This window comes from Arthrobacter sp. WCS2018Hpa-7, assembly GCF_031843805.1.
In the GTDB taxonomy this organism is placed as follows: Bacteria; Actinomycetota; Actinomycetes; order Actinomycetales; family Micrococcaceae; genus Arthrobacter.
In genome coordinates, this window is the sequence record NZ_JAVTJB010000005.1 from 226,841 (window position 1) to 239,492 (window position 12,652).

A 12,652-nucleotide genomic window follows, 5' to 3' on the forward strand; every position below is an offset into this window, starting at 1 on the left:
TCCCGCATCAACATAAAGAAGGTCCGCAGCCATCAGGTTGCGGACCTTCTTTTATGCTGCGGGGAAGCTCCCGGACTACGGCGTCAGCCACGTCCTCAGTGCCCGCAGGCACTCACGGATGGCATCGGCGTCGACGTGTTCGTTGTCCTTGTGCGCCAGCAAGGGGTCGCCGGGTCCAAAGTTCACCGCCGGAATTCCCAGCTCGCTGAAACGCGCGACGTCGGTCCAGCCGTATTTGGGCTTGGGCTCGGCACCGACTGCGGCAACGAAGGACGCGGCAGCGGGGTGGTTCAGTCCGGGTCGCGCGCCGGCAGCGGCGTCGGTGCGGACGACGTCGAATCCTTCCAGCAGGTCCCGGACATGGGCCTCGGCCTGGTCCGGTGTTTTGTCCGGAGCGAAGCGGTAGTTGATCTCCACCACGCAGCGGTCCGGGATGACGTTGCCCGCAGTTCCACCGTTGATCTTTACTGCGTTCAGGCTCTCGCGGTAGTCGAGGCCGTCCACGTTGATGGTCTGCGGTTCATAGGCTGCGAGCCTCGCCAGGATGGGGGCAGCGGCATGGATCGCATTGATGCCCATCCAGGCGCGGGCTGAGTGTGCCGTTTCGCCGATGGTGGTGGCCTCAAAACGGCTTGTCCCGTTGCAGCCGCCCTCCACTGTGCCGTGGGTGGGCTCAAGCAGGATGGCGAAATCGCCTGTCAGCAAGTCGCCGTGGTTCCGGACCAACCTGCCGAGGCCGCTCTTGACCGCTTCCACTTCCTCATGGTCGTAGAAGACGAAGGTGACGTCCTTGTCCGGCTGCCGACCGTCGTCGAACAGTGTTGCCGCAAGCGCCAGCTGCACGGCGACGCCGCCCTTCATGTCCGTGGTTCCACGCCCGTACAGCACGCCTTCGCCCGGAACTCCCGATTCCCACGTGGCTGGAACGGTGCCCAGCGAACCCTCCACGGTGGGCAGGGGCACGGTGTCCAGGTGTCCGGCCAGGATGACCCGCTCGGGACGTCCAAGCTCGGTCCGGGCAATAATGGCATCGCCGTCGCGGACCACCGTGTAGGCGGGTATGGCCCGCAGGGCGGACTCGACGGCGTCGGCGAGCTCGGTCTCATTGCCGGAGACGCTGTTGAAGTCGATAATCGCGGCGGTCAGCAGGGCAACGTCCTGGCGCAGGTCAAGAAGGGCGGGGGCTGGATTCAGGGTCACACGTCCAGCTTAATCCCCAGCTACCACCCTCAATGCGACCTCCATGGCATGAGACGGGTTTTAGCCGACCTCCGGGTGCTGGATACACTTGCCCCATGACTGAAACTGCTTCCTCTGCTGTGCCCACAGACGCGCCCGCCAACCTCCGATCAGCCTACGGATTCGGCCTCGCCACTATTGCTACCTCGGCCTCCGGGGAAGCAACCGTGCTGGATGTCTGGTACCCGGCTCCCGCCTTGGGCGTTGCGGCCGAGACCCTGCGCGACGTTGAGAACGCCGATCCCGCGCTCACTGCACTGGCCAACGACGGCAAGGACGCCGACCGCGGTACGGAACAAAAAGTGGTTTTCGCCCAGATCGACCTCGACGCCGCCCCGGCAGACACCGCCGACGCATACCTGCGCCTGCACCTCCTCTCGCACCGCCTGGTCAAGCCGAACAGCATCAACCTGGACGGAGTCTTTGGCAAGCTTCCCAACGTGGTGTGGACCAACTTCGGTCCGGCAGCCGTGGACGGCTTCGAACTGACCCGCGCCCGCCTCCGCAAGCGCGGCAACGTCGTGGTTTACGGCGTGGACAAGTTCCCGCGGATGGTTGACTACGTTGTTCCCGCCGGCGTGCGCATTGCCGACGCCGACCGCGTCCGCTTGGGTGCCCACCTGGCCGAAGGCACCACCGTGATGCACGAAGGCTTCGTGAACTTCAACGCCGGCACCCTGGGCACTTCCATGGTGGAAGGCCGCATCTCTGCCGGCGTCGTGGCCGGCGACGGCACTGACGTGGGCGGCGGAGCGTCCATCATGGGAACGCTCTCCGGTGGCGGCAAGGAAAAGATCGCCCTGGGCGAGCGTGTCCTGCTCGGCGCCAACTCCGGTGTGGGCATCAGCATCGGTGATGACTCCGTAGTGGAGGCCGGCCTGTACGTCACCGCCGGTACCCGCGTCCGCGTTCCCGGCCCCAAGGACGAGAACGGCGAGGACACCAGCAAGATCATCAAGGCCGTGGAGCTCTCCGGAGTCCCCAATCTGCTGTTCCGCCGCAACTCCACCACCGGCGGCGTGGAAGTCCTTCCGCGCAAGGGACAGACGGTAGAGCTCAACGAGGCCCTTCACGCCAACTAGCAGGAGGACATCCGTGCGCCGGTTCCGCCGCGCCATCGTTGCGGTGCTGGCTTTGGCCCTCGTAGCAGGTGCCATCTACGCGATCGTTGCGGTGCTGCAGCGCTCCGAGACCCTGGTCACGGAGCGCTGCGTCGCCGTCGTCGGCTCTGAAAGCCACGAGCTCGCCACGGACCAAGCAGCGAACGCTTCCCTCATCACCGCCATTTCCGTCCAGCGCGGACTGCCTCCCCGGGCCGCGAGCATTGCCCTTGCCACCGCCATGCAGGAATCCCGGATGCGGAACATCAACTACGGTGACGACGCCGGTCCCGATTCCCGCGGGCTTTTCCAACAGCGGCCGTCGCAAGGCTGGGGCACCGAGGCCCAGGTCATGGACCCCGTCTACGCCGCCAATGCGTTCTTTGACGGCTTGGTCAAAGTCCCCGGTTACGAGTCCATGGAGATCACCCAGGCCGCCCAAGCGGTCCAAAGATCAGCTTTCCCCCGCGCCTACGCCCAGCACGAAGGCATGGGCAGGGCCTTCGCTTCTGCTCTCACAGGACACTCCGAGGCGGCGCTGGACTGCGAACTGCGCATGCCCGAAGCGGCGGGCGACCCTGCCGCCGTCGTCGATGAACTCACGACGGTGTTCGGCACCCAGGCGGCCACCGTCCAGGGCCGCTCGGTGCAGCTGGACATCACGGGCACGCAGGCATGGGCCGTTGCCCACTGGGCCGTGGCGAACGCCAAGACGCTGTCCATCACCCAGGTTGATGTTGGCGGCCGCGCCTGGAACCGGGAGAAACGTGACGGATGGCAATCGTCGACGGCACCTGCAGAGACCGTCACCATCACCGTCTCAGCCCCCACCACCTGAGATTTTCTGTCAGGCGAGGATCTCCACCACCGGCTGGACGTAGCTCCGGAAAACGTCGGGCTCGGCCAACAGCCTGTGGCTCATGATCATCGTGCTGGGCTCCAGATACCAGGCACGTGGTTCATTCAAGGGCAGCTCAATGATGGTCAATTCGAAGTCGCGGGAACTGCGCCCGACTTCCAGCAGCCTGTCCTCCACCATCTCGTTGAGGACCTGGGTCACACCGTTGGCTTCACGGGCCGCTTCGAGGTCGGCGTACTCGTCGATCCTGTCCGTGGCCCATCCCAGGGCCGAGCCGAAGTGGGCCTGTAGGACACGTTGGAGTGCCGGTGAGTTGCCGAAGGCCTTGAAACTGGGTGGCGCCAGTTCCGAGGCGGGCTTGGGGTAAGCCTTGACCAGGCTTTCCCACCAGGCTTCCCACTCAGTCTTCAGGGCGTGGATACCCCCGACGTCGGAGGTCAGGTGGCTGTGGTCGGCATGCCGGACTTTGGGGGCTGCGTGGGACAGGCTTGGTCTGCCGGCACCATCCAGTCCGGCGACGTCCCGCAAGTACAGGGCGATGAGCATCGGCCCGGACGTGTCCATGGTGATGCGCCACCCCGGGCCGCCTGATTCGTGCATCCGAATTCCTCCCTTGGCAGGTTCCCGACATCTCCCAGTCTATTCCCGTTGGGTCAGGACGGTAGGGGCGCGGCCGCATTTGCCTTGTGGCGGCACTGGTTGCCGGAGAAGAACCCCTTAGTGGGCAGCGGACATCCCGGACAAGGAGCGCAGATGGGCGGTGAGGACGTCGCTGCACATCTCAGCCGTCATCCACTCGGGCTGCAACAGCGCGTGCATGCACAAGCCGTCCATGGTCGCCAGAAGCCGCTCCGCCTCCGTGACGAGGGTTTGTTGCGCCTCCGCTCCGCCGGGGCTCAGGTGCATGATCAAACGCCCGACGACGGCCGCTACAGTGCGGTGGCTGCGCTCGGCTTCGGCTGCGAGGACGGGTTTGATACGGGCGGCATGCCTGAACGCGGTCCACACGCACGCATCCACGGCGAGTTCTTCGTCCAGGGGCAGGAACTGGCCCAGGAGGTTCAAGACTGCAGCATGCTGTTCCGTGCTGCCCGGCACCTCTTCTTCAACAGCTGCCATTGCTGATTCAAGTCGTCCCGCAATCCGGTCAATCACAGCGCCAAAGGAAAACACCAGGAGATCGTCGCTGCTGGCAAAGTAGTGCCGGACAGAGCCCACTGCCAGTCCGGCCTCATCCGCTACTTCCCGGAGGGATGCCCTTTCCAAGCCATCGCTGGCAATGATCCGGAATACGGCTTGGACAACTTCCTGGCGCCGGGCTTCGGCATCAACAATTTTGGGCACCAGTAGTTTTTAGCACGAACGTGCTTCAACACCGCTCAACACAGAGCGGCGTGGCTTCAATTTCCGCTAGCGTAGAGACCATGAAAATTCTTGTCACGGGTGGCACCGGCTATATCGGTTCCCACACCGTTTTGTCCCTTCAGGAAGCCGGCCACGACGTCGTCGTGCTTGATAACCTCGTGAACTCCAGCGAGGAATCCCTCCGCCGGGTCTCGGAGCTCACCGGCAAGACCGCCGTGTTCCACAAGGTTGACCTGGTGGATGAGCCCGCAGTTGAAGCCGTGTTCGACCAGCACCAGATCGACGCCGTGATCCACTTCGCTGGCTTGAAGGCCGTAGGAGAGTCCGTCCAGGAGCCCCTCGCCTACTACTACAACAACATCGTTGGCACCCTGAACCTGCTCCGCGCCATGGACAAGCACAACGTGCGCTCCATCGTCTTCAGCTCTTCAGCCACGGTGTACGGCGAGCACAACCCCATCCCGTACATCGAAAAGATGGAAATCGGCGCCAACAACCCCTACGGCCGCACCAAGGAACAGATCGAGGACATCCTCTCGGATCTGGGCAACGCGGACGACCGCTGGCATATCGCACTGCTGCGCTATTTCAACCCGGTGGGCGCGCACCCGTCCGGCCGCATAGGTGAGGACCCCCAGGGCATCCCCAACAACCTGGTACCGTTCATCGCCCAGGTAGCCGTAGGCCGCCGTGAGAAGCTCATGGTCTTCGGCGGGGACTACGACACCCCAGACGGCACCGCACAGCGCGACTACATCCACGTGGTGGACCTGGCCGACGGCCACGTAGCAGCCCTGAACTACATCGCCGGGCGCGCAGGCGTCCGACGCTGGAACCTCGGCTCCGGCCGTGGCTCCTCGGTTCTGGAGGTGCTGCGCTCCTTCGAGAAGGCCGTCGGCCAGCCGATTCCCTACGAGATCACCGGCCGCCGCGCTGGCGACCTCCCCGCTTTCTGGGCCGACGCTTCGTCCGCCCTGGCCGACCTCGGCTGGTCCACCACCAAGACCGTGGACCAAATGTGTGAAGACCACTGGCGCTGGCAGAAGAACAACCCCTACGGGTACAACGCCGCGCAGCCGGCCGCAGCCGGCGCTTAGGCGACCAGGCGCCGAGGCGACCAACGCCTCAGTAATTAACGACGGCGGCCGCCCACCTCGCGCGAGGTGGGCGGCCGCCGTCGTTATTGACTATTTTTGCCGTATCAGTTGGCCGGGTAGTTGCGCTCCGGCTCCCCTGTGTAGAGCTGCCGCGGGCGGCCGATCTTGGTCTGGGGGTCGTTGATCATTTCGCGCCACTGGGCAATCCAGCCCGGGAGGCGTCCGATGGCGAACAGTACGGTGAACATCTTCTCCGGGAAACCCATGGCCTTGTAGATGAGGCCGGTGTAGAAGTCGACGTTCGGGTACAGCTTGCGCTGGATGAAGTAGTCATCAGCCAGGGCCTTCTCTTCGAGGCGCATGGCGATGTCCAGCAGTTCGTCGTTGCCGCCGAGCTTGCCGAGAACTTCGTGGGCCGTTGCCTTGATGATCTTGGCGCGGGGATCGTAGTTCTTGTAGACGCGGTGTCCGAAGCCCATGAGGCGGACGCCGTCTTCCTTGTTCTTGACCTTCTCCATGTAGTCCTCAGGCTTGATGCCATCGGCCTGGATCTGGCGGAGCATCTTCAGCACGGCCTCGTTGGCGCCACCGTGGGCAGGGCCGAAGAGGGCGTTGATGCCTGCGGACACCGAAGCGAAGAGGTTCGCGTTGGACGAACCCACCAAGCGCACAGTGGACGTGGAACAGTTTTGCTCGTGATCCGCGTGCAGGATGAGGAGGAGGTCAAGGGCCTTGACCACTACCGGGTCCATTTCGTACTGCTCGGCGGGAAGGCCGAAGCTGAGTCGAAGGAAGTTCTCCACCAGGTTCATGGAGTTGTCCGGGTAGAGCATCGGCTGGCCGATGGACTTCTTGTGGGCGTAAGCGGCAATGACAGGCAGCTTGGCCATGAGGCGGATGGTGGAAACTTCCACGTGCTCCGCGTTGAACGGATCCAGCGAGTCCTGGTAGAACGTGGACAGCGCCGAAACAGCCGAGGAGAGCACCGGCATGGGGTGGGCGTCACGCGGGAACCCGCCGAAGAAGCCCTTGAGCTCTTCGTGCAGGAGCGTGTGGCGCCGGATCTTCTGATCAAACTCTTCCAACTCCGTGGGGGTGGGAAGGTTGCCGTAGATCAGCAGGTAGGAAACTTCCAGGAAGCTCGAGTGCTGCGCGAGCTGCTCAATCGGGTAACCGCGGTAGCGCAGGATGCCTGCGTCGCCGTCGATGTAGGTAATGGCCGAGGTGGTGGCCGCTGTGTTCATGAAGCCGGGGTCATAGGCAACGGCGCCCGTCTGCTTCAGCAGCTTGGAAACGTCGTAGCCTTCGTTTCCTTCTACAACCTGGATGCGCGGCAGTTCGAGTTCGCCGCCGGCATGGCGCAGTGTTGCGCTGGTGGTCTCAGTCATGGAGTCCCCTTCATGAGGCCTTTGGGCCTCTATCGAACGCTTGTCCAACCAACTTCTGGTGCCGCCGCCTTCGGCCCTACTGTTGCAGGGCTCCAACGGCCGAAGTGCTTTCTTAGAGAAGGCCACCATTGATAGTCAGTTAAAAAGCTACCGCCAGTAACCCTCCGGAACTAATCCGTGCCGTCGGGTTACTGGCGGAATGACGCTGTTAGTGGTGCAAGTCACAGCATTGTTATGAGGCTGTGGCAAGCCGCTCTACTGCAGCGTCGATGCGTTCGTCGCTGCCGGTGAGGGCAACGCGGATGAAACCATTGCCGGCGTCGCCATAGAACACCCCGGGGCCCACCACAATGCCAAGGTCGGCGAACCGTGCCACCGTGTCCCAGGTGGCTTCGCCTGCCGTGGACCAGAGATAGAGCCCGGCCTTGGATTGGTGGATCTGCAGTCCGAACTTCTCCAGCGCAGGAACCATCCTCTCGCGCCGGTCGCGGTAGAGGTCCTTCTGGGACAGCACGTGGCTGGCATCGCCCAAAGCAACGCGCATCGCTTCCTGCACGGGGTAGGGCACGATCATGCCCGCATGCTTCCGGCTGTTGACCAGGTTGGCCATGATGGCCGGGTCCCCGGCGACGAATGCTGCACGGTAGCCGGCCAGGTTGGACTGTTTGCTCAACGAGTACACGCACAGCAGGCCGTCGGTGGAACCGCCGGTAACGCGGGGATCCAGGATGCTGGGTATAGCTTCTCCCCCGCGCTGGGCATCCCATTCGCCCCAGCCCAGTTCGGCATAGCATTCGTCAGAGGCCACCACGGCGCCGAGCTCGCGGGCCTGGCCCACGATCCTGCGGAGCGACTCCACATCGCGAACGCTGCCTGTGGGATTACCCGGGGAGTTGATCCAGATCAACCGGACTTTGGCGCGGGTGGCCGGATCAAGTTCATCCAGGTCGTCGGCAGCGATGGCTGTGGCACCCGCCAACGAGGCGCCGATGTCGTACGTCGGGTAGGCGACAGTAGGCCGCACAACCACGTCTCCGGCGCTCAGGCCGAGCAGGAACGGCAGCCAGGCTACGAGTTCTTTGGAGCCCACGGTCGGCATGACGTCCTGCGGGTCCAGGCCGGGCACGCCGCGGCGGCTTGCGAACCAGTCCACCACGGCCTGGCGCAAGGCCACGGTGCCATGAACCGTGGGATAGCCGTGGGCGTCCGCAGCAGCCGCCAGGGCGTCACGGATCAGTTCGGGAGTGGGATCCACAGGTGTCCCGATGGAAAGATTTACTGCGCCACCGGGGTGCTTTGATGCCGTGGCGACATAGGGCGCCATGGCCTCCCAGGGGTAGTCGGGCAGGTTCAGGCCGAAAGCCGGCGCCGCGGAAATCAAAGAAGCTACCGCCCTTAGTGGTCTTGGTTCTGCGGGGGCAGTGCGGAGATGAACGGGTGATCCTTACCCGTGTTGCCAATCTTGGCTGCTCCGCCCGGGGAACCGAGGTCGTCGAAGAACTCGACGTTTGCCTTGTAGTAGTCGGCCCATTCTTCCGGGGTGTCATCCTCGTAGTAAATGGCCTCAACCGGGCACACGGGTTCGCAGGCACCACAGTCGACACATTCATCGGGGTGGATATAGAGGGAACGCTCACCTTCGTAAATGCAGTCGACAGGGCACTCTTCAATACATGCCTTGTCCTTGACATCCACACACGGCTGCGCGATTACGTACGTCACGTCCCAGACCTCTCCACGGTTTGTCCCGGCGATGGCCGGGGTAATACGGCCGGCATCATGCCGGGCACTCAACTTCCGAGCCTATTATCCAACAGTCCAATGACGCCAACCTAGCCCGCGTCTTAGTATGAAACGGTGACTCCCCCGCATTTGCCGCCCAGACAATTCCTACTCACCGCAGAGCCAGGCATCCGCGTGGTGGTCCGCTACAGGATCGACGACGGCCTGACGGATGCCCTTGGCTACTTGCTGGACACCAGCGAAAACAGTTGCACGGTACGGACGCGTACCTCCGACGTCGAAATTCCCTTGGCGATGGTCATCGCGGCGAAAGAGGTTCCACCGCCACCGCCACGGCGGCAGCCCGTCCGGCATGCAGGCGGCTCGCTGCCGCCAGCATGACCAAGGTCACCGCTGCGATGCCGAAGACCCACACGTTACCGGCAGCGTCGCCCAGGACCAACTGCTTGGCGGCTCCGGCTGATGAGAAGACGCCGACGGCGGCATAGGTCACCACGCCGGCTACCGCCGTTGGGATGACCGAGCGCGACCACGCTGCAAGCCACAGCTGCACGGACGCCAGCAACAACAGTGCCGCTGCAACGCCCCACGGAACCTCGACGCCGGCCACCGGCCCTGCTTGGCGATGCAGGGCCGTACCTGCTGCAGCAACGAAAAGAGCCGCCAGTACGGCCGCAGCAATGCCACGAACCGTACCGGCGGCTCCTCTCTTCATTCAGCTGTTCCTGACTGTTTCAGCCAGCGCAGGCTAGGACTTGGCGCGGGCGCGGTTGGCCTTGGCGCGCTCGTTGGAGTCCAGGATGAGCTTGCGGATACGGATATCTTCCGGCGTCACCTCAACGCACTCGTCTTCACGAGCGAATTCGAGGGACTCTTCGAGGGTGAGATCGCGCGGCGGCGTCAGGTTCTCGAAGGAGTCGGAGGAAGCTGCACGCATGTTGGTGAGCTTCTTTTCCTTGGTGATGTTGACGTCCATGTCGTCTGCACGGGAGTTCTCGCCCACGATCATGCCTTCGTAAACCTCGGAGGTGGGCTTCACGAAGAAGGAACCGCGCTCCTGGAGGTTGATCATGGCAAACGGGGTCACAACACCGGCGCGGTCGGCGATCATCGAACCGTTGGTGCGGTATTCGATGGGGCCGGCCCACGGCTCGTAGCCTTCGGAGATGGAGGCAGCGATACCGGCACCGCGGGTGTCCGTGAGGAACTTGGTGCGGAAGCCGATCAGGCCACGGGCGGGAACGATGAATTCCATGCGGCACCAGCCGGTGCCGTGGTTGGCCATGTTGGTCATGCGGCCCTTGCGGGCAGCCATGAGCTGGGTGACGGAGCCAAGGTACTCTTCCGGCACGTCGATGGTCATGTGTTCCATCGGCTCGTGGATCTTGCCGTCGACGGTCTTGGTGACAACCTGCGGCTTGCCCACGGTCAGCTCGAAGCCTTCGCGTCGCATCTGCTCAACCAGGATGGCCAGCGCGAGCTCGCCACGGCCCTGGACTTCCCAAGCGTCGGGACGCTCGGTGGGGAGGACCTTGATGGAGACGTTACCGATCAATTCCTTGTCCAGGCGATCCTTCACCTGGCGGGCCGTGACCTTGGCGCCCTTGACCTTGCCGGCCAGCGGCGAGGTGTTGATACCGATCGTCATGGAGATCGCGGGATCATCCACGGTGATCAGCGGCAGCGGCTGCGGGTTTTCGGCGTCGGTGAGGGTTTCACCAATGGTGATTTCCTCGATGCCGGCCACAGCGACGATTTCGCCCGGGCCTGCGGATTCGGCAGGAACACGGGTCAGCGCCTTGGTGGCGAGGAGTTCAGTGATCTTGACGTTCTTGAGCTCACCATTGGCGCGGGCCCAGGCAACAGTCTGGCCCTTGCGGAGGGTTCCGTTGTAGATGCGGAGCAGGGCGAGGCGGCCAAGGAACGGCGAAGCGTCCAGGTTGGTCACGTGTGCCTGCAGCACGCCGTCCGGGTTGTAGGTAGGAGCCGGGATGTGCTCAATGATGGTCTTGAAGAGGGGCTCGAGGTCCTCGTTCTCCGGAGCCGAGCCGTTGGCCGGCTGGTCCAGGGACGCGCGGCCAACCTTGGCGGCGGCGTAGACGACGGGAACTTCGAGGACCTTGTCCAGGTCCAGGTCCGGAACTTCGTCGGCGAGGTCCGAGGCGAGGCCCAGGAGCAGGTCCATGGACTCGTGGACAACTTCGTCGATGCGGGCGTCGGGACGGTCGGTCTTGTTGACCAGGAGGATGACCGGCAAGTGCGCAGCAAGGGCCTTGCGGAGCACGAAGCGGGTCTGGGGCAGCGGGCCCTCGGAAGAGTCGACCAGCAGGACCACACCGTCAACCATGGACAGACCGCGCTCTACCTCGCCACCGAAGTCGGCGTGGCCGGGGGTGTCGATGACGTTGATGGTGATGGTCTCGCCGTTGGACGACGGGCCGTTGTAGGCAACCGTGGTGTTCTTCGCGAGGATGGTGATGCCCTTTTCGCGCTCCAGGTCACCGGAGTCCATGACACGGTCCTCAACCTCACCATGGGAAGCGAAGGAGTTGGTCTGCTTGAGCATGGCATCGACCAGGGTGGTCTTACCGTGGTCAACGTGTGCGACGATCGCGACGTTGCGCAGATCGCTCCGCGACGCAGTGTTGGTGATGGTTTCAGACATGCGTTAATGACTCGTTTCAGTGGTGAAGTCAGCTGTTTGTATCCGCGCGCATACCTGATCGACTTGATCGGAACACACAGCGAAAAGACCCCGGGACACAGGGCACCTGCATCCAGTCTAAACGCAGTTGCATTTCCCAGCCTAAAAAGCAAGCGATTCGACCTCCGAATGTGGCGCTGCTCACATGACGTCGCGCTTTAACAACCGCTACTCCAGATGCTGGATTTTCTTGGCGTCGTGCCTCATGATTGCTGCAGAACCAGTGCAACACGGAGAACAATCGATGCGACAATCTTCGGCCGCGTTCCGCCTGCTCGCTCCATTGATCGCCGTCGGCGTTCTGGCAGTAGGTTGCGGACCCAGCCCAGCTACCCCCGTTTCCACCGCCACGCGCTCCGCCGCGCCCGGGCCCGCCCAGACGGCCGCCGCCCCGCCACTGCGGACTGCACCGGCTCCCAGCGCACTGGACCTGCCGGTTGGCTCCCTCTTCAAGAACCCGGCAAACAACCGTAATGAACTGGTACTGGCCGACGTACGCCACACGGCCGTTCTCATCGGTGATTCCCAGGCCATGCCCAAAGACTCCTGGCCCCAGCAGGGCATCGCTGCCCTGGGGTACAAGTTGCACGTGGTGGGCATGGGTGGCACCGGCTTCGTTGCGGCCAATGGCAAGACAGGCAATTACATCGACGCCTTGCAGCGAGGAGACTGGATACTCCCCTACGGAGATCCGCCCCTGATTGTAGTGCAAGGCGGCGGCAACGATGCCTCGCAAAAGGCCACGGATGCGCAGATTGCCAGTAATGCCGAGCGCCTGCTCGCGGCCCTAAAGAAGCGCTACCCCGGGGCTGCCTTGGCCATGATCGGAACCTTGGCACGCGGCGCTGACAACGGAGGCGGCCGCCGTACCGAAGTGGACGCCCTGCTGGGACGCATCGCTGCGAAGCACGGAATTCCCTTCGTCAGCACTGGCGACTGGCTCACCCGCTTCAACGCTGTGGGCGATCTCCAGGACGGCGTGCACCTTAAGCCGTCCGGGCACGTCAAGCTTGGTGCCGTCCTGGCCCGCGAACTCGCAGCACTGGGCCTCACTGCCCGCCCGGACAGCAGCGCCCCGGCGAAGTAGCCGCCGCCGTCGTCCTATCGGTCGTTGTGGGGCCTGCTCTGCGTGCTTCGTGGGCGCTATGGCACGCAGA

General features: G+C 63.7%; 12 protein-coding genes. 4 read left to right on the forward strand and 8 right to left on the reverse strand.

Features of this window, described 5'->3' with window-relative positions; all coding sequences use genetic code 11:
- Positions 1-75: 75 nt before the first annotated feature.
- Positions 76-1,200, reverse strand: a complete 1,125-nt coding sequence (gene dapE, locus RQH14_RS08290; RefSeq protein WP_311212819.1) for a succinyl-diaminopimelate desuccinylase — start codon at positions 1,198-1,200, stop codon at positions 76-78.
- Between the two features lie 95 nt (positions 1,201-1,295).
- Here dapE and dapD point away from each other — a divergent pair, with 95 nt between their 5' ends.
- Together dapD and RQH14_RS08300 are read left to right on the forward strand one after the other, a co-directional pair.
- Positions 1,296-2,321: a 2,3,4,5-tetrahydropyridine-2,6-dicarboxylate N-succinyltransferase gene (gene dapD, locus RQH14_RS08295; protein ID WP_311212820.1), complete on the forward strand. Its 1,026-nt coding sequence runs from the start codon at positions 1,296-1,298 to the stop codon at positions 2,319-2,321.
- Between the two features lie 13 nt (positions 2,322-2,334).
- On the forward strand, positions 2,335-3,177 hold the full coding sequence (locus RQH14_RS08300; protein ID WP_311212821.1) for a hypothetical protein: 843 nt from the start codon (positions 2,335-2,337) through the stop codon (positions 3,175-3,177).
- Between the two features lie 9 nt (positions 3,178-3,186).
- Here the strand turns inward: RQH14_RS08300 and RQH14_RS08305 are convergent, their stop codons facing one another.
- Both RQH14_RS08305 and RQH14_RS08310 read right to left on the reverse strand, forming a co-directional pair.
- Positions 3,187-3,798, reverse strand: coding sequence for a hypothetical protein (locus RQH14_RS08305; protein ID WP_311212822.1), 612 nt, complete (start codon positions 3,796-3,798; stop codon positions 3,187-3,189).
- Positions 3,799-3,915: 117 nt separating this feature from the next.
- Positions 3,916-4,542 (reverse strand): TetR family transcriptional regulator C-terminal domain-containing protein, encoded by a 627-nt coding sequence (locus RQH14_RS08310; protein WP_311212823.1) that lies wholly within the window; start codon positions 4,540-4,542, stop codon positions 3,916-3,918.
- A gap of 80 nt (positions 4,543-4,622) precedes the next feature.
- Here RQH14_RS08310 and galE point away from each other — a divergent pair, with 80 nt between their 5' ends.
- Positions 4,623-5,660 (forward strand): UDP-glucose 4-epimerase GalE, encoded by a 1,038-nt coding sequence (gene galE, locus RQH14_RS08315; protein ID WP_311212824.1) that lies wholly within the window; start codon positions 4,623-4,625, stop codon positions 5,658-5,660.
- A 104-nt stretch (positions 5,661-5,764) separates the two neighbouring features.
- Here galE and RQH14_RS08320 read toward each other — a convergent pair whose 3' ends face one another.
- The 5 genes from RQH14_RS08320 to typA all read right to left on the reverse strand — a co-directional run bounded on the left by RQH14_RS08320 (position 5,765) and on the right by typA (position 11,456).
- Entirely contained in the window at positions 5,765-7,048 is a 1,284-nt protein-coding gene (locus RQH14_RS08320; protein ID WP_090818059.1) for a citrate synthase, read from the reverse strand.
- A 232-nt stretch (positions 7,049-7,280) separates the two neighbouring features.
- Entirely contained in the window at positions 7,281-8,429 is a 1,149-nt protein-coding gene (gene dapC / locus RQH14_RS08325; protein WP_311212825.1) for a succinyldiaminopimelate transaminase, read from the reverse strand.
- 14 nt (positions 8,430-8,443) lie between these two features.
- Positions 8,444-8,770 carry a ferredoxin gene (fdxA, locus tag RQH14_RS08330; RefSeq protein WP_024817464.1) on the reverse strand — a complete coding sequence of 109 codons (327 nt, stop codon included), beginning with the start codon at positions 8,768-8,770 and terminating at the stop codon, positions 8,444-8,446.
- Between the two features lie 319 nt (positions 8,771-9,089).
- Positions 9,090-9,506, reverse strand: a complete 417-nt coding sequence (locus tag RQH14_RS08335) for a hypothetical protein (RefSeq protein WP_311212826.1) — start codon at positions 9,504-9,506, stop codon at positions 9,090-9,092.
- 33 nt (positions 9,507-9,539) lie between these two features.
- Positions 9,540-11,456, reverse strand: coding sequence for a translational GTPase TypA (gene typA, locus RQH14_RS08340; RefSeq protein ID WP_311212827.1), 1,917 nt, complete (start codon positions 11,454-11,456; stop codon positions 9,540-9,542).
- Positions 11,457-11,739: 283 nt separating this feature from the next.
- Between typA and RQH14_RS08345 the strand changes: the two genes are divergently transcribed.
- Positions 11,740-12,582, forward strand: a complete 843-nt coding sequence (locus RQH14_RS08345) for an SGNH/GDSL hydrolase family protein (protein WP_311212828.1) — start codon at positions 11,740-11,742, stop codon at positions 12,580-12,582.
- Positions 12,583-12,652: the final 70 nt, after the last annotated feature.

Coding starts and splice junctions, on each gene's coding strand:
- RQH14_RS08305 (WP_311212822.1), bottom strand. CDS start 3,798: ATGCACGAATCAGGCGGCCCGGGGTGGCGCATCACCATGGACACGTCC.
- dapD (WP_311212820.1), top strand. CDS start 1,296: ATGACTGAAACTGCTTCCTCTGCTGTGCCCACAGACGCGCCCGCCAAC.
- typA (WP_311212827.1), bottom strand. CDS start 11,456: ATGTCTGAAACCATCACCAACACTGCGTCGCGGAGCGATCTGCGCAAC.
- galE (WP_311212824.1), top strand. CDS start 4,623: ATGAAAATTCTTGTCACGGGTGGCACCGGCTATATCGGTTCCCACACC.
- RQH14_RS08345 (WP_311212828.1), top strand. CDS start 11,740: ATGCGACAATCTTCGGCCGCGTTCCGCCTGCTCGCTCCATTGATCGCC.
- RQH14_RS08335 (WP_311212826.1), bottom strand. CDS start 9,506: ATGAAGAGAGGAGCCGCCGGTACGGTTCGTGGCATTGCTGCGGCCGTA.
- RQH14_RS08320 (WP_090818059.1), bottom strand. CDS start 7,048: ATGACTGAGACCACCAGCGCAACACTGCGCCATGCCGGCGGCGAACTC.